20 protein-coding genes are annotated in these 19,811 nt (G+C 71.1%); 4 read left to right on the top strand and 16 right to left on the bottom strand.

Annotated elements, in window-relative coordinates; translation table 11 throughout:
• Positions 1 to 11 precede the first annotated feature (11 nt).
• On the top strand, positions 12 to 554 hold the full coding sequence (locus tag ACQP2O_RS08490; protein ID WP_433181498.1) for a DapH/DapD/GlmU-related protein: 543 nt from the start codon (positions 12 to 14) through the stop codon (positions 552 to 554).
• 27 nt (positions 555 to 581) lie between these two features.
• Here ACQP2O_RS08490 and ACQP2O_RS08485 read toward each other — a convergent pair whose 3' ends face one another.
• From ACQP2O_RS08485 to ACQP2O_RS08475, 3 genes are read right to left on the bottom strand one after another with little or no spacing between them, the layout of a single operon-like run.
• Positions 582 to 2,264 carry a hypothetical protein gene (locus ACQP2O_RS08485; RefSeq protein WP_433181496.1) on the bottom strand — a complete coding sequence of 561 codons (1,683 nt, stop codon included), beginning with the start codon at positions 2,262 to 2,264 and terminating at the stop codon, positions 582 to 584.
• A complete protein-coding gene (locus ACQP2O_RS08480; protein ID WP_433181494.1) occupies positions 2,261 to 3,592 on the bottom strand; it encodes an O-antigen ligase family protein in 1,332 nt (443 codons plus the stop codon). Before ACQP2O_RS08480 ends, ACQP2O_RS08485 begins: the two co-directional genes overlap by 4 nt.
• Complete coding sequence (locus ACQP2O_RS08475) at positions 3,589 to 4,197, bottom strand: hypothetical protein (protein WP_433181492.1); 609 nt, start codon at positions 4,195 to 4,197, stop codon at positions 3,589 to 3,591. Before ACQP2O_RS08475 ends, ACQP2O_RS08480 begins: the two co-directional genes overlap by 4 nt.
• A gap of 104 nt (positions 4,198 to 4,301) precedes the next feature.
• Here ACQP2O_RS08475 and ACQP2O_RS08470 point away from each other — a divergent pair, with 104 nt between their 5' ends.
• Together ACQP2O_RS08470 and ACQP2O_RS08465 are read left to right on the top strand one after the other, a co-directional pair.
• Entirely contained in the window at positions 4,302 to 4,928 is a 627-nt protein-coding gene (locus ACQP2O_RS08470) for a hypothetical protein (RefSeq protein ID WP_433181489.1), read from the top strand.
• A gap of 4 nt (positions 4,929 to 4,932) precedes the next feature.
• Complete coding sequence (locus ACQP2O_RS08465; RefSeq protein WP_433181487.1) at positions 4,933 to 5,925, top strand: hypothetical protein; 993 nt, start codon at positions 4,933 to 4,935, stop codon at positions 5,923 to 5,925.
• A gap of 73 nt (positions 5,926 to 5,998) precedes the next feature.
• On the opposite strand, the gene ACQP2O_RS08460 is transcribed toward ACQP2O_RS08465, so the two are convergent.
• The 8 genes from ACQP2O_RS08460 to ACQP2O_RS08425 all read right to left on the bottom strand — a co-directional run bounded on the left by ACQP2O_RS08460 (position 5,999) and on the right by ACQP2O_RS08425 (position 13,491).
• The gene (locus ACQP2O_RS08460; RefSeq protein WP_433181485.1) at positions 5,999 to 6,586 is read right to left on the bottom strand and encodes an AAA family ATPase; all 588 of its coding nucleotides are present in this window, start codon (positions 6,584 to 6,586) and stop codon (positions 5,999 to 6,001) included.
• 219 nt (positions 6,587 to 6,805) lie between these two features.
• Complete coding sequence (locus tag ACQP2O_RS08455) at positions 6,806 to 8,020, bottom strand: cytochrome P450 (RefSeq protein ID WP_433181483.1); 1,215 nt, start codon at positions 8,018 to 8,020, stop codon at positions 6,806 to 6,808.
• A gap of 45 nt (positions 8,021 to 8,065) precedes the next feature.
• Entirely contained in the window at positions 8,066 to 8,914 is an 849-nt protein-coding gene (locus tag ACQP2O_RS08450) for a class I SAM-dependent methyltransferase (protein ID WP_433181481.1), read from the bottom strand.
• Positions 8,907 to 9,629 (bottom strand): hypothetical protein, encoded by a 723-nt coding sequence (locus tag ACQP2O_RS08445; RefSeq protein WP_433181479.1) that lies wholly within the window; start codon positions 9,627 to 9,629, stop codon positions 8,907 to 8,909. Before ACQP2O_RS08445 ends, ACQP2O_RS08450 begins: the two co-directional genes overlap by 8 nt.
• 85 nt (positions 9,630 to 9,714) lie before the next feature.
• Entirely contained in the window at positions 9,715 to 10,971 is a 1,257-nt protein-coding gene (locus ACQP2O_RS08440) for a nucleotide sugar dehydrogenase (protein WP_433181477.1), read from the bottom strand.
• On the bottom strand, positions 10,968 to 11,669 hold the full coding sequence (locus ACQP2O_RS08435; RefSeq protein ID WP_433181475.1) for a WecB/TagA/CpsF family glycosyltransferase: 702 nt from the start codon (positions 11,667 to 11,669) through the stop codon (positions 10,968 to 10,970). The genes ACQP2O_RS08440 and ACQP2O_RS08435 overlap by 4 nt, the downstream gene beginning before the upstream one ends.
• 17 nt (positions 11,670 to 11,686) lie before the next feature.
• Positions 11,687 to 12,871 carry a hypothetical protein gene (locus ACQP2O_RS08430; protein ID WP_433181473.1) on the bottom strand — a complete coding sequence of 395 codons (1,185 nt, stop codon included), beginning with the start codon at positions 12,869 to 12,871 and terminating at the stop codon, positions 11,687 to 11,689.
• Positions 12,868 to 13,491 (bottom strand): class I SAM-dependent methyltransferase, encoded by a 624-nt coding sequence (locus ACQP2O_RS08425; RefSeq protein ID WP_433181472.1) that lies wholly within the window; start codon positions 13,489 to 13,491, stop codon positions 12,868 to 12,870. The genes ACQP2O_RS08430 and ACQP2O_RS08425 overlap by 4 nt, the downstream gene beginning before the upstream one ends.
• A gap of 404 nt (positions 13,492 to 13,895) precedes the next feature.
• Here ACQP2O_RS08425 and rfbC point away from each other — a divergent pair, with 404 nt between their 5' ends.
• Positions 13,896 to 14,492 carry a dTDP-4-dehydrorhamnose 3,5-epimerase gene (gene rfbC, locus ACQP2O_RS08420; protein WP_433181470.1) on the top strand — a complete coding sequence of 199 codons (597 nt, stop codon included), beginning with the start codon at positions 13,896 to 13,898 and terminating at the stop codon, positions 14,490 to 14,492.
• 7 nt (positions 14,493 to 14,499) lie between these two features.
• Here rfbC and ACQP2O_RS08415 read toward each other — a convergent pair whose 3' ends face one another.
• The 5 genes from ACQP2O_RS08415 to ACQP2O_RS08395 form a co-directional block, all read right to left on the bottom strand.
• The gene (locus ACQP2O_RS08415; RefSeq protein ID WP_433181468.1) at positions 14,500 to 15,495 is read right to left on the bottom strand and encodes a hypothetical protein; all 996 of its coding nucleotides are present in this window, start codon (positions 15,493 to 15,495) and stop codon (positions 14,500 to 14,502) included.
• Between the two features lie 70 nt (positions 15,496 to 15,565).
• Positions 15,566 to 16,777, bottom strand: coding sequence for an MFS transporter (locus ACQP2O_RS08410; protein ID WP_433181466.1), 1,212 nt, complete (start codon positions 16,775 to 16,777; stop codon positions 15,566 to 15,568).
• A gap of 2 nt (positions 16,778 to 16,779) precedes the next feature.
• Positions 16,780 to 17,637, bottom strand: coding sequence for a dTDP-4-dehydrorhamnose reductase (gene rfbD, locus ACQP2O_RS08405; protein ID WP_433181464.1), 858 nt, complete (start codon positions 17,635 to 17,637; stop codon positions 16,780 to 16,782).
• Positions 17,634 to 18,587 (bottom strand): dTDP-glucose 4,6-dehydratase, encoded by a 954-nt coding sequence (gene rfbB / locus ACQP2O_RS08400; protein WP_433181463.1) that lies wholly within the window; start codon positions 18,585 to 18,587, stop codon positions 17,634 to 17,636. The genes rfbD and rfbB overlap by 4 nt, the downstream gene beginning before the upstream one ends.
• On the bottom strand, positions 18,584 to 19,645 hold the full coding sequence (locus ACQP2O_RS08395; protein WP_433181461.1) for a glucose-1-phosphate thymidylyltransferase: 1,062 nt from the start codon (positions 19,643 to 19,645) through the stop codon (positions 18,584 to 18,586). The genes rfbB and ACQP2O_RS08395 overlap by 4 nt, the downstream gene beginning before the upstream one ends.
• Between the last annotated feature and the right edge of the window lie 166 nt (positions 19,646 to 19,811).

Raw genomic sequence — 19,811 nt, 5'->3', positions numbered from 1 at the left:
AGGATCGTGGCATGTCCAGCGACCGTCTCATGCGCATCCACAGCGCCGAATTCCAGGCCATGGCCGAGAGGGTCCTGCGGGTCACCGAGCTCACCTCCCGCCTGAACGTTCTCCCCTTCGAGGACAAAGCGGGCAAAGCAGAACTTTTCCAACAAATCCTCGGCAAGCCGCTGCCGGCGAGAGTCACGATCTATCCGCCCTTCTACACGGACCACGGCCTCCACCTCGACCTCGCCGAGCGCGTGTTCATCAACCAGAACTGTACGTTCCTGGACTACGCGGGCATCCGGCTCGGCGAGCGCGTGATGGTCGGCCCGAAGGTCACGTTCATCACCAGCGGCCATCCGGTCGATCCCGAGGAGCGGCGGCTGTACCTCACCGGTGCGCCCATCGACGTGGCGGAGAACGTGTGGATCGGTGCCGGCGCCACGATCCTGCCCGGCGTCAGCATCGGCCGTGATGCCGTGGTCGCCGCCGGCGCGGTCGTCGCCGATGACGTTCCGCCCGCAAGCCTGGTGACCGGCACCAAGGCAGCCGTGCACCGACGGTGGTGAGGACCTCTCCGCCCCAGGCTGGGTCGGTCAGGGGCGGGCCGCGATCTCGAGGATGGCGAGGAACGCGGCGGTGGCCTCGCCGGGGCGGCGGGTGCCGCTCAGCATCTCCTCCAGCCACTGCGCGCGGATGAGGCCGGTGGCGGCGACCGGCTCCAGCAGGTCCGGATTGTCCCGCCAGTGGCGGACGAGCAGTTCGGTGACGGTCGGCACGCCGACACCGGGGTTGCCGCTGTTCCGGACGCGCTGGCCGACCTTGCGGCTCGCCCGTCGCGCGAAGTCGTACGACGAGCGCAGCGGGCCGCGCGACGGCAGGGTGTCCGGCCGGATCCCCGTGTCGAGGGGGATCCTCGCGAGTTCGGGGTCGAGTTCAATCAGCACGCGCGCGTTGAACCGCGACCCGCGCTTGTCCTCCGGTGCCAGCGACCGGGCGGCGGCCAGGAATTCGGGGTGCAGCAGCGGGCTGAGCGTCACGTAGCGCAGGCATGCTCCCGTGAGCGTCGCGCCGACCCAGCGATGGGCGCGTTCCCGTACGTAGAACTCGTCGGTGGCCGTCAGCCAGTCGGTGTCGTAGGCGGCGAACACGTCCCGGAGGATGGCCAGCGTGGCCGCTTCGGTCTCGGCCGCCCACTCTGGGGCGAACATCGCCGGGTCGGCCGGTTCGAGGGTGAAGACGCGCCACCTCGCCAGCCGCTCCACCAGCGCCGGGGTGGGCCGATGGTGCTGCCGCTGCGCCGGATAGTAGAAGGCGCGGGCCGTCTCCCCGCCGAAACCGTTGATCCGCGGCTCACCCGGGGCCTGCGCCTCCGCCCAGTCGAGCACGGCGAACGCGATCGGGCTGCCGAGCCCGTCGCTGCGCAGCGCCGCCCGGTGCACGAGGTCGTACGCCTCCGCGGGGTCGAGCGTGGCCAGGCCGCCGAGGTCGATGACGTCGCGCCGCAGGCCGTACGCCTCCGCCAGGCGGGTGGCGACCGTGTGGTCCCGGCTCTCGGCCGAGGAGAGCGTCAGCGCCCGCAGCCCGCGCCGGCGGTCCGGCGGGACGGCTGCGAGGAGCACGCGTGAGTCCAGGCCGCCGGAGAGCTGCAGCACGGCGTCGGGATGCTCGTCGAGCCCGCGTTCCACGTCGTCGCGGAGGACGCGCGCCGTGTTCCGGACCGGATCGGCCGCCGGTTCGGAGACGGGCACCGGGTAGGGCTCCTCGTGCAGCCGCCCGCCGGTGAGCCGCCAGCGGTGGGCGGCCGGCAGCTTGGTGACCCCCTCGTACGGCGTCGCGACGCCCAGATGGTGGCCGATGAGCCGGTACGCCCCCAGTGCCCGAAGGTCGAGCGGAGCCCCGGCGATCCGGGCGAGCAGCCGTGCCGAGGTGGAGATCGCCGCCCAGCCCTCCCCGCGCACCCCGTAGATGTGGCGAAGTCCGAGATGGTCGGTGGCGGCCGTGACGGTGCCCCCGTCGACGAGCACGGCGGCGTACGGCGCCGCGATGTCGCCGAGGCCGTCCCCGGACCTCAGCCGGTCCGCGAGATCACCCGAGGCCAGCGCCCCCTTCGCGTGGTCCCGCGGCCCCAGGGACAGCGCGATGCCCGTGCCGGGGCGCGGCTCGCCCGTGGCCCAGACGACGCCGCCGGGGAAGGGCAGCCTCGCCGACTCCGGTCCGAAAGGGGCCTCCGCCGTCCGGCCGGAGACCGCGAGGAACGCGCCGCATGTGATCATCATTGGGTGCTCCGGGTGAGTTCGGACCGCGAGGCGGCGGACGGCTCCGCCGCGGACCCCGGCCGCAGCAACCGCCACAGGGCGCCGCAGCAGCCCAGGATGAGAAAGGTCAGGCCGCAGGTCATCGGGAACGACCCGGCGTCGAACACTCCGAAACTGAAGGCCGCGACGGCGACGCACGCGGCCAGGCACTGGGCCAGGTGCCGGACCCGCGGATCGTCGCTCATCGCACGGGCCCGCCGCGCCAGCCACCAACTCGTGCCGAAGAGGCCGAGCAGGGCGAGCACGCCGGCCGCCCCCATCTCCACGAGCGTGACGAGGTACTGGTTGTCGAAGATCCGGTAGAACTGCGGCAGGAACGTCTGGAATCCGCGCCCGAACCACGGGCTGCGCGCGAAGTAGTGCGCGGCCGCGTCGTAGTCGTGCGTCCGGTAGTTCGTGCTGCTGTCGTTGCCGATGTGGGTGATCAGCGACTTCATCGTGCCGAGCAGCCCCGGCGTGAGGACGTACAGCGCCGCGCCGAAGCACACGATGACCGCGTACGCGCGGCGCCGGGATCCGGCGTCCCACGTGGGCAGGATCACCACCAGCGCGATGAACGCGCCCAGCACCGCCGACCGCGAGACCGTCATCATCATCGCGGCGGCGATGACGATGACCTGCGTCCACCGGATCCCCCGGCGTCCCTCCGGCGCGTACCGCGCGCCATGGATGGCCAGCGGCAGGAGCAGCCCGAGCACCACACCGAACTCGATCGGATGGATGGCCGTTCCGGCGGGCCGGTTGAACTCGTCGCGCGGCACGGACGAGAAGATGTGCACCTGCTGGACCAGACCCGGGATACGGACATAGCGGGCCAGGTCGAGGCCGGTGAAGAACTGCGTGATCCCGACGACGCCCAGCAGCCCGCCGATCGTGGACATGCGGCGGTGCAGCACCTCGAGATTGTCCACACGCTCGACGCAGTCCGCCGTCAGCAGGGCGATGCCGGCCCAGCCGGCGGCGATGATGAGACCGCGGTCGGCGCCGTTGACCTCCAGCACCTGCAGCGGCCTCGTCATGGCCATGACGTAGCTCAGCAGCACGGCGATGAGGAAGGCAGCGATCGCGAGGCGCAGCGGCTGCCGCTCGCGGGCGACGGCCGACCGCGGGCTCAGCCAGGCGAAGCAGTACCAGAGGAAGTAGAGCACGGCGAGGACGCCCGCGGGAGTGCCCGCGGCGCCGAGCGAGCTGATGGCGTACTGCGATGGGATGAGCAGCAGGATGAGCACGTACGCGGTGAGGATCGTGACCGGCGCCGTGCGCGCCAGCGGCCGATGGACCTCCGTCACCGTGCGGTCCGCCGTCGATCGGTCACGGTGTCCACCACGACGGGAAGCGCGACACAGGCCAGGAGCTCCACGGCGACGACCATGACGAGCAGCCGCACCTTCTCCTTCGGCACGCGCCGCGGCTCCTGGCTCACCGCGATGACCCGGGTGCGCACCTTGGCGCGCTCGGACATCCCGGACTGCATCGTCGCGAGGCGCCGGGGGATCTCCGCGAGCAGCGCGTCGAGCGTCGACTGGATGTTGCGGGGGTTCACGCCGACGACCTCGACCTCCAGGGCCGGCTCCGCGTACACCGGCGCCGGGCTCAGCGTGTACGCGCTGGTGAAGCCGTGCCTGCGCAGGCTCTCGACCGTACGGACGTCCATCACCGCACGGCCGACCGCCTCCGCGGAAACGTGCAGCGAATCGGCGAACTGCTGATAGGGATTACCGCCAGCCTCTTTTGTCTGAATAGGAGAGGACAAAAACAGCACGCTCGCGGTGCCCTGATAGGTCCACGGCAACACCGTGTAGAAGAACGCGACCCCGCCGAACGACAGGAGCAGGAGAAGGAGCGTCAGCCACCACCATCGCGTCAGAGCGCGAAGAGTTCCGAGTAGATCCATCAGCCCCGTTCCCCCACCCGCATGGACCCATCCACAATAGATTTAGCCGGACTTTCGCGCTATCGGACCGCCGACGTATTCGTATGAGAAGATGGCAGGAGCCGATGACCATACAAGATTTCGCCCTCCTGCTCTGGCGGCACCCGGTGGTGGTCCTGCTGGCGATATTCGTCACGGCCGGTGCCGCGTTGCATCTCGTCACCGAGCGGCCCGCATATGAGACCCGCGCGGTGGTCAATTTCCTGATGCCGGGCTCGACCGGCTTCGAGAACTTCAACATCAGCCTCGTGGTCGAAGGCGCGGTGACCGCGCTGTCACTCGACTCGCAGGACGGCGCGGCGCGCGTACGCCGCCAGGGCGGCACCGCCGCCTACGACGTCGTGCTCGCCAACCGGGGGAACGACGAGCAGCCGGTCCACGACCAGCCGTACGTGACGTTGATCGTCAACTCCCGCGACCCCGCCCAGGCGTCCCGCACGCTCGCCGTCCTCATCGGCGTCCTCCGCGCCGACGTCCGCGATCGGCAGGTGGCGGCCGGGGCCCGCCCGGACGCGCTCATCACGACCCAGGTGGTGGCGAGCTCCGACCGGCCGATCCCGCTCGTCAGCCGCCGTACGCGCGCGCTCGCCGCGATCGGGGCGGCCGGCCTCCTGGCCATGCTGGTCGCGGCCCTCATGGCCGAGCGGCATCCGCGACTCCGCCTCCGCCGCCTCCTCCACTCCCACGGGTGACGTCGTGACCGGCCGCGCGCGCTTGACGACGGCGATCGTCATCGCGGCGGTCGCCGTGTCGGTTTCGGCGTTACTCGTCGCCTGGGCGGCACGGGGCTCGTCGTCCGCCCGTGGAGCGCGGCCGGGAGCGGCACGGCCTGAGGCCTCCGCGGTGGGAACGACACCGCCGCGCTCCCCGGCGCCGTCGCTCCAGGTCAGGTCGGGACCGCCGTCCCCCACCTCATCGCGCTGGCCCGACGCCGCCACCACCGGACCGCGTCCGGGCACCCGGCTCCAGGTACGGACCGGAACCATCAAGGTCACGACGGACGGCGCCGTGCTCGACGGGCTGGAGGTCCACGGCGACATCGTGGTCCTGGCCAGGAACGTCACCATCCGCAACTGCCGGGTCATCGGCGCCGGCGACTGGGCGATCCTGCAGCGCATGGAGGCCGGAAGCGGCGGGCTGACCGTCGAGGACACCGAGATCTCCGGTGGCGGCGGCCGCCCGCTGGAGTTCGGCGTGCTCAACTTCGCGGGCGGCCTCACGGTCCGGCGGGTGAACGTCCACGCCATGATGTCGGCCGTCCAGACCAGCCAGGGGCTCATCGAGGACTCCTACTTCCACGACCCGAAGGACTTCCCCGGCGCGCACGTGACCCTCGTGGCCTCCGGCAGCGGACCGCGTCCGGGCATGACGTTCGTCGTCCGGCACAACGCCATCCTGAATCCGGGCGGCCAGACCGCCGCCGTGGCGCTCTACCAGGACTTCGGCCTCAACCACGACGTCACCGTCCAGGGCAACCTGCTCGCCGGCGGCGGCTACACGGTGTACGGCGGCGCCGGCAAGTACGGCCGACCGCACCACATCCGGTTCGTCGGCAACGTCTTCAGCCGCCGCTACTTCCGTAAGGGCGGGGCGTTCGGGTGGGGCACCACCTGGGACGGCTCCGGCCCCGGCAACCAGTGGAAGGACAACACCTGGGAGGACACCGGCGAACCCGTCCCCGCGCCGTGAGACACGCCGGACGGGTTGAAGATCAAGCTGGTGCCGCTCCGCGGAAGTTCGTGCGGGCCGCCGAGGCGGGATGTCAGGTGAACGAGAAGTGCGCCGCGGCCTCGGCGGGCGTCGCTCCTTGACGGCGTCCGGGGACGTCGTGGACGGCGTGTGCGCCCTCGGAGCGCAGTTGGTCGGCCCCGGCATGCCGGGCCATGACCGCGGCGTAGGCGCGGACGTCCGCGGCGGTGATGTCAGTGCGGCCTCGCCCGGCGTGCTGCTGGAGGAGAGCGCCGAGGTCCGGGTCGAATCGCAGCATGGTCACCGGGGCGTTGAAGCGCCTGGCGATGGCGATGAGGCGGATGCGCGCCTGCGGGGTGACGTTGGTGGACTCGGCGACCGCTGTACGTCCGGCGGCGAGCCGGGCGACGATCCTTCGGTCGCGTTCCTCGAAGATCCGGCCGTCCGCCGCGTCGGAGTCCGCTTCGGTGGGCGAGGTGCCGACGAACTCCGCGCGGATCTCGTCGCTGGACACCACAGCGTCCTCGTCGATCTGCCGGCGCGCGATCAGGGCGCGCACGAAGCTGCTCTTGCCCGAAGCCGGTGGGCCGACGAGGACCACGAGCCCCGCCGGCACCCGGGTCAGCCCGGCGCCGTCCGATTCCGAGGGGTTCTTCGCCATAGGTCCCATCGTGCCGGGCGCTGGAGCGGCCCACCACGAGGCGGATGTCGGCGATTCGGGCGAATCGCTCGAGCGGGCCGAGGGTGCGCTGTCAGGGGCGCTTACTGGGACTAGACGATTTTCCGCCTCAGTAAACGCCCTGACATGAGGTGCCCGGGTCCGGCGATGACGAGCCACCGCGCCAGACCACTTCCCACACCCTCCTGGACACCGGCCTGGTTACCTGGTCGGTCGGCTTGCTCTCGGCTCGACCGGGTAGACGAGGGGAAGACTGGCGACGCCGACCAGTCCGGCCGGCCAGAGGGCCGCTGGGCGAACACCGTCGGCGAGTTGATAGCCGGGGATGCGGCGGTGCCATTCCTCCAGGACCACCTTCATCTCCAGCCGCGCGAGATGAGCCCCGAGGCAGAAGTGCGGCCCGATACCGAAGGCCAGATGAGGCTGGCGGCGGTGGAAGTCGATCGTGTCGGGCTCGGAATGCTTCGAGGGGTCTCGGTCGGCGACCGCGACGGCGACATGGACGGCGGAACCCGCGGTGACCCGGTGGCCGTCCAGCTGCACGTCCTCAACAGCCACGCGGGGGAGGGTCAGGATCGGGCCGTCGATGCGCAGGAGTTCCTCGATCGCGTCGGGGATGATGCCCGGGTCGTCGACGAGCTGCTGCCGTAAATCCGGCCGGGTGGCCAGGATCGCGAAGGCGTTCGACAGGGCGTCGGTCACGGTGTCGAGCCCCGCGAGGACGAACTGGAAGCACATGCCAAGGAGCTCATGCTCGGTGAGGCGGTCGTCGCCGGTGTCGGCGAGGAGGACTGCCAGTAGGTCGGTCCCGCCGCTCTCCACGCGGCGCGCCGCGATGTGCTCGACCAGATAGCCGGAAAGCTCGCGGGCGGCCCTGCCGGCGGCCTCCGAGGGCGCCTCGGCCCCGAACTCGGGGGACGAGCTGAGGATGGCGTCCTTCCAGGCGATCAGGCGATCACGGTCGGCGAGCGGCAGTCCGAACATCGTTTGGAACACCTGCGCCGGCAGCGGTACGGCGATGCTCGAGACGAAGTCGCAGCGGCCCGCCTCGGCGACATCGCCGACCAGCCTGACAGCGAGCGCTCTGATCTCGGGCTCCATCGCCCTGATCCTGCGCGGGCTGAAGTGGGGCTGGAGCAGGCGCCTGTAGCGGGTGTGCTCGGGCGGGTCGAACGCGATCGGCAGCATCGGCACCGGGCTGCCCGCACTGTCGTAGGCCCGCTTGGAGGAGAAGAGCTCCGGATGCCGCAGGACGTACTCGACCGTCTCCCGTGAGATGGCCGCCGTCCCGGTGGTGATCTCGGTGACCGGTCCCCGCTCGCGAATCTTGGCGTAGGCGGTGTCCCGGTCCTCGCTCACCGGGAGCCTTTCGATCGAAAGAGGCTGCTGGACGCCGGCCTCACCCTGGTCGGTCATCGGGAGGGTCCTCACTGTCGGCGAAATCTTCAGACACGCCGGTCCCTAGACGCGGCGGAGCCAGATGGAGCCGGGTTCCTCGCGGGCCAGGGCGGGCGGGATGCGGTCCGGGTGTTCCTTCCAGAGCCACGAGGAGAACAGCAGCACCTCCCAGTCGGCGTTGCCGACGAGGAACGCGTGCAGCAGGTAGTTCTCGGTCCAGTCGCGGCCTTCGCGCAGCCACGCCTCGGGGTATTCGAACGGCCAGAACACGTCGTGGATGTGCACCACGACGCCCGCCGCCAGCCGCGGCAGCACCTGGAGGTACAGCCAGACCACGTCGGATCCGGCCTTCGCGACGTGCGTGGAGTCGATGAAGAGCACGTCACCCGCCCCGAGCGCGTCGTACGCGGTGAGGGGGACGTCCTGGACCGGCCGGGTCAGGAGCGTCACCGGGTCGCCTTCGCGCAGCACCGACAGCAGCCGGTCCGGGTACGGCTCGACGCAGCTCACCTCCAGGCCGGGCAGGTGGGCGTCCGCGGTGTCGAGGGCGAGGGCCGTGCTGTGCCCGGAGCCGATCTCCATCACGCGTTCGGGTCGCAGGTGACGGAGCATCGCCCGGTAGACCGCCCCGTCGGCGGCGCCGTACATCGGGTTGTCCGGCGCGTAGCGCGGCCCCTCGAAGGGCTCGGCCATCATCGGGGCGAGGGCCTCCGCGAGGGCGAGCTGGTCGCCGGTTCTCAGGTCGACGCCGGGCGCCGCGAGCGACGCTCGCCACTCGAGGGCTCTCCGCACGTCGGACGGCGCCGTCAGCGGGGAGTAGAAATGCCCGGGCGGCATCCAGGACGGTCGGGTCAGGGCGGCGGACAGTGACCGCGCCGTGCGGCCCGCGCGCCGCAGCATCGGGTTACGCATGGTCGTCCGCTCTGTGGTGGCCGGGGTCCCCCGGCCGGCTCTCCAGCCACATGGCCTCGTAGTCGATCTCCCCGGCCGGTACGTCCGGAGACCGTGGCGGCGCGGGCGGCGGGCCGGCGGCGCGGCGGCGGCGATCCGCCAGCGCCTGGACGAGCAGCAGCAGGCCGGCGGACACCCCGAGCGCGACGGCGAAGAGCTCGCCGAGCAGCTGGATCTTCGGTTTTCGGACACGGAGCGGCCGGTCGGTCGAGTTGACGACGTCGGCGGTGATGCGCGCGTCGGGTTTCAGCCCGCTCTGCAGCGTCTCGAGCTGGGAGTTCACCGCCGCGATGAGGGCCTTGAGCGTCGTGCCGGTGGTGCGGGGATCGGAGCCGGTCACCGTGATCGACAGCACCGGTCCCGCCGAGTCGGGGGCGACGCCGACCGTGTAGTGGGCGGTGTATCCCTGTTTGCGCAGGGACTGCACCGTCTGATCGTCCATCAACCGGCGTCCCACGACCTCGGCGGACACCGTCAGCGAGGAGGCGAACACGAGGTACGGGTTGCCGCCGGCCTGCTTGGCGACGATCCGTGAGGAGAGGAAGACCATGTTGGCGTCGCCCTCGTAGGTCCACGGCAGGATCACCACGCCCGCTCCCAGGCCGGCGACCGTGAGCGCGAGCAGGACCGACGCGAGCCGCCACCGGGCACGGACGGCACGAAGTAAAACCCTCATCGGTCTCCTACGGTCGCGGGCTCTCCATCACCTTGCCATGGCACGGTCCGCCGTGGAAGGGACGTCGGCCGTGGCCGTTGTCCGGTCACAGCCGCTCCACCTGGGCGCCGGCCAGGCGGCACCGGCAGTCGAGGACGAGAGGGGCGTGCCGGGCGATCTCGTCGAGGTCGAACGCGTCGTGGTCCGTGACCAGCACGACGATGTCCGCTGCCCCGAGCTCCTCCGGGGTGACCTCGACCCGGCGGACGATGCCGTCCACGGGGGTGGCCTCGACGACGTGCGGGTCGGCTCCGCTCACGCGCGCGCCCATGGCGGTGAGCAGCTGGGCGGCGCGTACGGCGGGCGACTCGCGTGCGTCTCCGGTGTTCTTCTTGTAGGCGAGCCCGAGCAGCAGGACGCCGGATCCGTTGACGGGCTTGCGGCGGGCGTTGAGCGCCGTGCTGATCCGCTGGACCACGTAGTCGGGCATGTGGCCGTTGATGTCGTTGGCCAGCTCCACGAACCGGAAGTTCTGGCCGAGGGCCCGTTCCACCCGCCACGAGAGGTACGACGGGTCGATCGGCAGGCAGTGCCCGCCCACCCCGGGTCCGGGGGTGAACGGCATGAATCCGAACGGCTTGGTCGAGGCGGCGTCGATCGCCTCCCACACGTCGACGCCGAGCCCGTGGGCGAACATCGCGATCTCGTTGACCAGCGCGATGTTGACGTGCCGGAAGGTGTTCTCCAGCAGCTTGGCCAGCTCGGCCGTACGCGGCGACCGCACCGGCACCGTCGTCTCCACGATCGTGTCGTAGAAGCCCCGCACGGCCTCCCGCGACGCCTCGTCGATACCCGAGACGATCTTCGGTGTGGTGACGAGGGTCCAGGTCGTGTTGCCGGGATCGATGCGCTCCGGGCTGTAGCCGAGATGGAAGTCCGTGCCGGCGATGAGACCGGATCCGTCCTCCAGGAGCGGCGCCACGAGCTCCTCGGTGGTGCCCGGATAGGTCGTCGACTCCACGACGACGGTGGCTCCCGGGCGCAGGTACCGGGCGAGCGTACGGGCCGCGCCCTCGGTGTAGCTGAGGTCGGGCAGCCCCTCGCGCAGCGGCGTCGGCACGGCGATCAGTGCGACGTCGAAGCCACCGCACGCCCGCGCCTCGGCGGACGGGTGGAACGTACCGGCGTCGAGCACCGCCCGCAGATCCTCGGGCCCGATGTCCTCGATGTAGGACTCGCCCGCTGCCAGCGCCTTCACCCGGTCCCCGTCCACGTCGTACCCGACCACCTGGTGGCCGGCCTGTGCCGAGCGGACGGCGAGCGGAAGGCCGACGTACCCGAGCCCGACGACGACGACCTTCATGACGTGCCCCGGAGCAGTTCGCGGGCCAGGAGGGCCAGGAACTGGACATTGGTCGTGAGGTATCGCGGGCCGAGCCGCATCGGCTCCTGGATGGCCCGGTAGAGCCACTCCAGGCCGTGTCGGCGCCACCAGACGGGAGCACGGCGGACCTCGCCCGCGAGGACGTCGAAGGACCCGCCGACGCCGTGGATGACGAACGCTCCGGTGCGCGGCCCCCACTCCTTCTCGAACAGTTCCTTCTTCGGCGAGGACATCCCGAGGAAGAGCAGATCGGCGCGGGAGTCGCGGACGGCCTCGGCGACCGCGGGCGCCTCGCCGGCCGAGAAGTATCCGTTGCGGGCACCGGCCACCTGCAGTCCCGGGTACCGCTTCTCGACCTCGGCGAGCATCCGCATTAAGACGGCGTCACGCGCCCCGAGGAAGTAGACCCGCCGACCCTGGTCCGCGGCCTCGGCGAGCAGTCCGAGGAGAAGATCGATGCCGGCCACCCGCTCGGGCAGCGGCTGCCCGAGGAGCCGGCTCGCCCAGACGACCGACTGCCCGTCGGCCAGCACGAGGTCGCAACCGCTCACCGCCGCATGCAGCCGGCGGTCGCTCCGCATCCGCACGAGCTTCGCGGCGTTGACGCAGCCCACCGTGATCCGTTCCCGGCGTTCGACGGCCGTGACACACCGGGCCACGGCCTGGTCGACGGTCACGGCGTCCAGCCAGAGTTCTAGGACTCGGCGCCGCTCCCGTTGCTGAGTCCCCCCTTGCTGGGCTCCCCCTTGCTGAGTTCCCCGTTCCATCGCCCCTCCAGGTTGTGAGCCGTGAGCCACGCGTAGAGAAGCCACCCGAACTCATACGGGCGGCACTCCCGGTCGATCACGACCGGGCGGAAAATGCGGTCGAGGAGCGGCAGCCGTGTGCCGGGGTGGAGCCGTGCCGACAGTGCCCGGACACCGCGGACCAGCTTTCGCGGATCGCCTCGGGCGACCTTGCGCCAGGTCAGCGCCAGCTCGTCGATCACCAGTGGTTCGCCGGTCTCGGGCCGGCGGACCATCCAGAGCAGGCCCTTGCGGATCGCGTCGCCATACGCGGTCCCGCCCGCCTCGGCGAGGTCGAGGAGCGCCATCGGTCCCATCGCATGCTGGTGAACGCTGTAGACGGGGTAGCCCTCGACGACCGCGCCGGTCCGCGCGTCGTAGTGCCACCACCATTGGCCGCCGTCTCCCTGCGCGGCGCAGATCATCCCCGCCGCCTCCTCCGCGGCCTTCAGCGCCTCCTGGTCGCCGAGCCGCGCGAGGGCCTGGATGGGATACACCTGGTCGGCGAAGGAGCCGACGTGCGCGCGATACCACGGGACCAGTCCCGGCCCGTCCAGCGCGTGCGGAAACAGGACGTCGCGGCCGGCGAGCAGGCGCGCGCGGGCGCGTTCGAGATGCCCGTCCGTCACCCCGGCGGCGACGAGGGCGGAGACGACCCAGGCCGCGTCGACGGTCAGCACGGGAGCGCCGGTGGCGTCGAGCCGCCTCAGATGGTCGAGGGCGTAGGGCAGGTCGGCGTGTCCCGCCTCGGCGGCCGCCCAGCAGACGAGCGCCACGTCGCCCAGGCCCGTCAGCCGGCCGAGCCGGCGCATGAGGCCGTCGATGAGGTCGTTGACCGTGTCCCCGTGCAGGATGACGCGCTGCTCGTCGAGGGGCAGCGCGCGGATGCCGAGCGCGGCGATCGCCGCGTAGCGGAGGCTCCGCCCGACGGGCCGCGCGTCCTCGCCTCTCCGGGTGAAGACGAACTCGCCGTCGACGTGGGACGCGCGCAGGCCCGGCACGGCCAGGTCGAGCAACCGGCGTACGAGGGCGGCCGCCTCCGGGTCACGCCGGGTGATGAGGTCGAGCCGTGACCCCTCCGACGGCCCTTTCACGCCTTCACCGCGATCAGCGACTTGACCAGCCCGGCCATGCGCTCGGTCCGGATCCGTGAGTCCGGGAAGTAGAACGCCAGCTCGGTACGGCTCACGAGTTCCACGCCGAGTGCGTCGCGCAGAGCCGTCGCGCGGTCCGCGGGTGGGGTGTGCACCAGTGGCCAGTGCCGTGCGACCACCGCCCGGGCCGCGGCCGGCAGGAACTGAAACCCGGGGAACAGCCAGTGCGGCTCCACCGGGAAGTACCGGTACGGCGTCTGGACCCAGTGCCGGTCGGCGAGATGGTGTACGGCGTCCGCGAACCGCTGCCGCCGCTCGTGTCCTCCGACGTGCTCGAGGACGGAATTGGAGATGACCAGGTCGTACGATCCCTTGAGAATCGTCTCCGGCAGTTCACAGGCGTCGGCGAGATCGGTCTCCATCCATTCGGGCAGGACCGCGGGGGGCGTTTCGAGGTTGACGAGGTGAACGTGCGCCGGGCGCACCGGCGCCCGCAGCCACGCGTCGGCCGTGCCGCCGAGATCGATGACGGACATCTGGCCGATCAGCGGAAACGTGGCCTTCAGCCAGTCCCATCGGCGGGCCCGGTAGCGCGCCCCGAGGGAATTCGGGGCGTCCACAAAACTGGTCCGAAACTCGTGCAGGCGGCCCACGCGAACTCCCGTCCCGCACCGGGGATTCGGGCATGCCTTAATACATTTATGGCAGCCGAAAGGCATGCCAAAGGCATCGCTCGATCCAGCGAAGCGGTGGACAAATGAACGCGCTCATCCTCTCCTTCGCCACATGTACGGCGATATACGACAAACGCATGAAATAGTGGCCGAGATCGGCCAGCCCACCAGGTAACACAATCCGATGTCGAGACAGTCACTCACGCTCAGTGAGGGCAGTCGCACGTCAACGACTCACCAGAATTCCGCTCGATTTGGAATTCACTGACGGATCCGTTGACAGCGCCGCACCGATAAGCCAATGTCGAATTCCGGAAACCTCAGCACAAGTTGCGAAACGGGGAACCAGAGTGGATCCGATCGGCATCGCCGGCGCATGGCTCTTCACTCCACAGATCCATGGCGACGAACGCGGATCATTTCTCGAATGGTTCCAGGACGCCGGGTTCTCCGTCGCCGTGGGTCATCGGCTGACGATGCGACAGGCCAACTGCTCGGTGTCGCGGCGCGGCTCGCTCCGGGGCGTTCACTTCGCCGACGTGCCGCCGGGGCAGGCCAAGTACATCACCTGCCTGCGGGGCTCGGTCCTCGATGTGGTCGTCGACATCCGGACCGGCTCCCCCACGTTCGGCCGCTCGGTCGTGAACCGGCTCGACGACCGGACCCGGCGCGCCGTCTACGTCGCCGAAGGACTCGGGCACGGCTTCCTCGCGCTCAGCGATGAGGCGGTCGTCGTCTACTTCATGTCGGAGCCGTACGCCCCGGACCGCGAGCACGGGGTGCACCCGCTCGACCCCGCCCTCGGCATCGAGTGGCCGCGCGGCGTCGAGCCGGTGCTGTCCCCGAAGGACGCCGCCGCCCCGTCCCTGGCCGAGGCCGAACGGGCCGGCCTCCTCCCTTCCTACGCCGACTGCCTGGCCTACGAGGAGAAACTCCGCTCCCTGTGAGCACGATCTAGCGCACCACGGCCGGCGAGAAGGCGTTCCTGAGCAGCAGGCGAGGGGCGCCCGTGCCGTCCGCGGGCACCGCCCAGACGTCCGTCGTCCCGCCGTCCAGCCGTCCGTACAGCACCGTGTGATCGTCGAGCCAGACCGCCTGGTCGTCCACGCTCCGCGTCTCGGCCAGGGCGATCTCCCCCATCGTCCGCAGGTCGAGAACGTGCAGCCGCCAGTGCCGCGACGGATCGCCGGTCGCCTTCTTGAAGACCAGACGGGTCCCGTCCGGGGACAGCGACGGGCATTCGACGTTCTCGCGCAGCGTGCGCATCGTCCGGGCGGCGACGTCGCCCTCGACCAGGTAGGTCCGGCCCTTCGTCCGTACGGTCGCGTAGAAGTGGTCGTCGTCGGCGGCGAACGTCACCCCCCAGTAGTTCACGTCGGGCGATCGGTAGGGCTTCCCGTCCTTGAGAAGGGTGAAGTCCTCGAGGCTCGCGATCACCCGCCCGGTGCGCAGGTCGAGGATCCCGGTCCGCGTCGACAGATCGGGGCTGGTGTAGGAGTCGCCGCTGACGAAGACCGTCCAGGACACCATGCGCCCGCTCGGTGACACGCGCGCCCGGCTCGGCGCTCCGGGCAACTGGACGCGGCGCACCTCGTGCAGCCCGCGGTCCAGGATCACCGCGTAGATCTTGGGAACGGCGGCGCGCCGCACCGTAAGGCACACGCCGGTGCCGGCCGAGGCGTAGAGCCGCACGCAGTTCAGCCCGCTGAGCACGCGAGACCCGCCCGGATGGGCGAGGGGCACCGACGCCAGCACGCCGTTCGAGCCCGCGTTGCGGAACAGCAGCCGACCGTGGTCATCGAGCCGGATCGCCGCCGGCCGGGCCGTCGCCGCACCGCCCCGGCCGGCGGCCCGCAGCACGTACGCGGTCGCGGCCAGCGCGAGCAGCGCCCCGGCGGCGAGGACCACCCACGTACGACGCCCGCCGACGGCACTCCCTCCCGCGCTCATCCGTGCCCCCCGCTCAGCCTCCAGGGCGCCTTCAGACGCGGCCTTCCCTCGTCGCGCCCTTTCGGCTCGCTCATCGGACCTCCCGGAGCAGCGGCCACGCCGCCACGATCGCCATGCCCAGGCCGGCGGTCGCGGCCGTCACCGCCGCCGGCCTGCCCCACGCCGTCCACGCGGCGCCGATGAGAACCGAGGACAGCAGCCGGGCGAGCGCCTGCGCCGTCTGCAGAACGGCCATGCCACTGGCCCGCACCGGGCCGGGCAGCAGTGGGCCGGCCGCCGCCATCAGCACGCCGTCGGTGGCCGCGTAGAAGGCGCCGTGCAGCGTGAGCACGCAGGCGAGCAGCGACGCTCCGGCCAGCGGCCCGCGCAGCAGCAGGTACGCGCCGAGCAGCAGCACGTGCCCGCCGAGGAAGACCACCCGGCGCCCGGCGCGGTCGGCCAGGCGGCCGAACGGGACCGCCAGGATCAGGAAGGAAGCCGCCGTTCCCAAAGGCAGCAACGGGAAGTACCCGGCCGCGATGCCCAGCCGCCGCTGCAACAGCAGGTAGACGAACGCGTCGCTGATGGTGCAGACGCCGAGCAGCGTGGCCGCCAGGCACATCAGGGCGAACCCCGGACGCCCCAGCGGCCTGAGCGACATCGCGGCGCGGGGCAGGGCACGCATCGGTGGATCCCGGACGAACGCCACCAGCAGGACCACGCCGAACACCGCGACGCAGCAGCTGACGACGAAGACCGCGTCGTAGGCGCCCGGAGCCGCCCACAGCACGGCGAAGGCGGCCAGCGGCCCGGCGAGCGCGCCGGCCGTGTCCATCGTCCGATGGACCCCGAACGACAGCCCGAGGTCGCGAGGCGCGCTGCTCGCCGCGATGAGGGCGTCCCGCGGTGCCGTGCGCAGTCCCTTGCCGGTGCGGTCGGCGGCCAGCACCGCTCCCAGGGCCACGGGAGAACTCCCCGTGACGAGCAGGCCCACCTTGCACGCCGCCGACAGGGCGTAGCCGAGACCCGCCACGAGCCGGTGGCGCTGTGACCGGTCCGCGAGCCGTCCCCCGGCGAGCCGGATCAGCGCGGTCACCCCGGCGTACATGCCGTCGATGACGCCGAACTGCAGGGGCGTGAGGCCCAGCGACAGGACCAGGTAGAGCGGCAGGACCGCGGTGATCATCTCTGACGAGACGTCGGTGACGAGGCTGACCGCTCCCAGGGCGATGATGTTGGGCGCGACGAGCCGCCAGACGCGCATCGCGCGGGCGGCGTTCCCGAGCCCCGCCGAGACGTACACCGTCAGCCCAGGCCGTCGAGCAGCGCCGCGCGCAACGCGGCCCGCCAGTCGCGGATCGGCTCGAGCCCGGCACGCTCCCAGCACCCGTGTCCGAGCACGCCGTACGCGGGACGTGGCGCCGGACGCGCGAACCGGTCGGCCGTCGTCGGCAGCACCCGCTGCTCGTCCGCGCCGAGCAGCTGGAAGATCTCGCGGGCGAGCCCCCACCACGTGGTCTGCCCGGAACTCGTCGCGTGGTAGATCCCGGGCTCCGCGCCGGAACGCACCAGTGCCAGGACGCGCCCGGCCACGTCACGGGTCCAGGTCGGCTGCCCGCGCTGGTCGACGACGACCTCGACCTTCTCGCGCTCGCGCTCGAGCCGGAGCATGGTCGCGACGAAGTTCGGCCCGCCCCGGCCGTACAGCCACGCCGTCCTGACCACGTACGCGGCCGAGGGCAGCTCCGCCAGCACGGCTCGCTCCCCCGCGAGCTTCGTCCGCCCGTACGCGCCGATCGGGCCGGGCGGCGCGTCCTCGGCGTACGGCTCGCGGGCGGTCCCGTCGAAGACGTAGTCGGTGGAGACCTGGACCAGGCGGGCGCCGATCGCCGCGCAGGCGAGGGCGAGGTTGCGCGCTCCGTCGCCGTTGACGCGCAGCGCCTCCTCTTCGTGTTCCTCGGCCGCGTCGACCGCCGTCCATCCGGCGCAGTTGACGACGACGTCCGGGCGCACCGCCCGCAGCGTCGCGCGTACGGCGTCGCCATCGGTGACGTCGAGGCCGGCGTGGTCGAGCCCGGTCACCGTCTCGCCTTCCGCGGCCAGCAGGCTCACGACCTCGCCGCCGAGCATGCCCGACGCGCCGGTGACCAGCCACGCGCTCATATCAGGGCCCTCCACCAGGCACGGTTCTCGGCGTACCAGCGCACGGTCGCCGCGAGGCCGGCGTCGAAGGGGATCCGTGGCCGGTAGCCCATGCCGCGCAGGAGGTCGTCGTTCAGGGCATAGCGGCGGTCGTGTCCCTTCCGGTCCGCCACGGTCCGCACGCTCTCCCAGCCCGCCCCGCAGGCGTCGAGGAGGCGTTCGGTCAGCTCGGTGTTGGTCAGCTCGGCGTCACCGCCGATGTGGTGGACCTCGCCGGTCCGTCCTTTCTCCAGGACGAGCTGGATGCCCCGGCAGTGGTCGTCCACGTGCACCCAGCCCCGTACGTTCGCGCCGTCGCCGTACAGCGGAACCGTCCGGTCCCGGAGGAGGTTCGTGACGAACAGGGGGATGACCTTCTCGGGGAACTGGTAGGGCCCGTAGTTGTTGCAGCATCGGGTGATGACGACGTCCAGGCCGTGTGTCCGGGCATAGGACTGCGCGATCAGGTCGCCGCCGGCCTTGGCCGCGGCGTACGGCGAGGTCGGCGCGAGCGGGGCGTCCTCCGTCCACGAGCCCGTCTCGATGCTGCCGTAGACCTCGTCGGTGGAGACCTGCACCACCCGCTCGACCCCGGAGTCCACGCAGGCCCGCATGAGCGTGTGCGTGCCGGCCACGTTCGTGGCCACGAAGTCCGAGCCGTCGGCGATCGACCGATCCACGTGGGTCTCGGCCGCGAAGTTGAGGACCATCCGGTGGCCCGGGAGGACCTTCGCGAGGAGTTCGGCGTCGCCGATGTCGCCGTGGACGAAGGTGCAGCGGGCGCCTGCGAGGTTGGCGCGGTTGCCCGCGTAGGTGAGCTTGTCGAGAACGGTGACCTCGGCGTCCTCGAATCCCGGATAGCCACCGCCCGCGAGCGTCCGCACGTAGTGCGACCCGATGAAGCCGGCGCCTCCGGCCACGAGCACCCTCATGAGGAGATCTGCACTCTGCTGTGGTCGCCCAGGACGAGCCGGTGCGCGTTCGGGACCTTCGGCGCGAGCGTCACGTCGGCCTCGTGCCCGATCAGCGACGCCTCGATCCGTCGTACGCCCCTGATGGAGGCACCGCGCAGGACGATGGAGTACTCGATCTCGCTGTCGGCGATGACGCAGTCCTCGGCGATGGAGGTGAACGGGCCGAGGTAGGAGCCGGTCACCCGCGAGCCCCGCCCGACGATGACCGGGCCCACGATGCGCGATCCGGTGACGATCGCGCCCTCCTCGACCACGACCCGCCCGATGACCTCGCAGGAGTCATCGACCGTGCCGCGCGGCTCGAGCCCCTCGAGCACGAGGCGGTTGACCTCGAGCATGTCCTCGACGTTCCCGGTGTCCTTCCAGTAGCCCGAGATGACGGCGGAGGAGACCTCGTGGCCGGTGTCGACCAGCCACTGGATCGCCTCGGTGATCTCCAGTTCGTTCCGCCAGGAGGGCTTCAGCGCGGCCACCGCGTCGTGGATCGCGGGCGTGAACAGGTAGACGCCGACGAGCGCCAGGTCGCTCTTGGGGTGTTCGGGCTTCTCCTGCAGGCCGGCGACGCGCCCGGCGGCGTCGAGTTCGACGACGCCGAAGGCGCGCGGGTCCGGAACCCGGGTCAGCATGATCTGCGCGGCCGGCCGGTCCCGGTGGAACTGCCGGGTGAAGGGGGTGATCCCGCCGACGATGAAGTTGTCGCCCAGGTACATCACGAAGTCGTCGTCGCCGAGGTAGCCGCGGGAGACGAGGATCGCGTGGGCTAAGCCGAGGGGGGCGTCCTGCCGGATGTAGGTGACGTCGAGGCCGAAGGCCGAGCCGTCGCCGACGACGCGCTGGATCTCCGGTGCCGTGTCCCCGACGACGATGCCGACCTCGGTGATCCCGGTGTCACGGATCGCCTCCAGCCCGTAGAAGAGAACCGGCTTGTTCGCGACCGGCAGTAACTGTTTGGCCGACGTATAGGTAATGGGCCGCAACCGCGTGCCCGATCCCCCGGCCAACACAAGGGCTTTCACGAGAGTGAACCTAGATACCCGAACAGGAAATAAGCGAGCGCGCGGCCACGTCCGGCCAGTGCCACGGCAAACCGCCACGATAACGACACTCGGCCACATGCGGCCTCGATGTAAACCCTTCCTATCTACCGCATCGCTTGACATTCTCCAGCCCAGGAACACATCG

This window comes from Actinoallomurus sp. CA-150999 (genome assembly GCF_050942425.1).
Lineage (GTDB): Bacteria > Actinomycetota > Actinomycetes > Streptosporangiales > Streptosporangiaceae > Actinoallomurus.
The sequence above is the reverse complement of the archived record's forward strand: the minus strand, read 5'-3'. Positions and strand labels throughout refer to the sequence as shown.

Coding starts and splice junctions, on each gene's coding strand:
- ACQP2O_RS08490 (WP_433181498.1), top strand. CDS start 12: ATGTCCAGCGACCGTCTCATGCGCATCCACAGCGCCGAATTCCAGGCC.
- ACQP2O_RS08485 (WP_433181496.1), bottom strand. CDS start 2,264: ATGATGATCACATGCGGCGCGTTCCTCGCGGTCTCCGGCCGGACGGCG.
- ACQP2O_RS08475 (WP_433181492.1), bottom strand. CDS start 4,197: ATGGATCTACTCGGAACTCTTCGCGCTCTGACGCGATGGTGGTGGCTG.
- ACQP2O_RS08470 (WP_433181489.1), top strand. CDS start 4,302: ATGACCATACAAGATTTCGCCCTCCTGCTCTGGCGGCACCCGGTGGTG.
- ACQP2O_RS08460 (WP_433181485.1), bottom strand. CDS start 6,586: ATGGCGAAGAACCCCTCGGAATCGGACGGCGCCGGGCTGACCCGGGTG.
- ACQP2O_RS08455 (WP_433181483.1), bottom strand. CDS start 8,020: ATGACCGACCAGGGTGAGGCCGGCGTCCAGCAGCCTCTTTCGATCGAA.
- ACQP2O_RS08450 (WP_433181481.1), bottom strand. CDS start 8,914: ATGCGTAACCCGATGCTGCGGCGCGCGGGCCGCACGGCGCGGTCACTG.
- ACQP2O_RS08445 (WP_433181479.1), bottom strand. CDS start 9,629: ATGAGGGTTTTACTTCGTGCCGTCCGTGCCCGGTGGCGGCTCGCGTCG.
- ACQP2O_RS08440 (WP_433181477.1), bottom strand. CDS start 10,971: ATGAAGGTCGTCGTCGTCGGGCTCGGGTACGTCGGCCTTCCGCTCGCC.
- ACQP2O_RS08415 (WP_433181468.1), bottom strand. CDS start 15,495: ATGAGCGCGGGAGGGAGTGCCGTCGGCGGGCGTCGTACGTGGGTGGTC.
- rfbD (WP_433181464.1), bottom strand. CDS start 17,637: ATGAGCGCGTGGCTGGTCACCGGCGCGTCGGGCATGCTCGGCGGCGAG.
- rfbB (WP_433181463.1), bottom strand. CDS start 18,587: ATGAGGGTGCTCGTGGCCGGAGGCGCCGGCTTCATCGGGTCGCACTAC.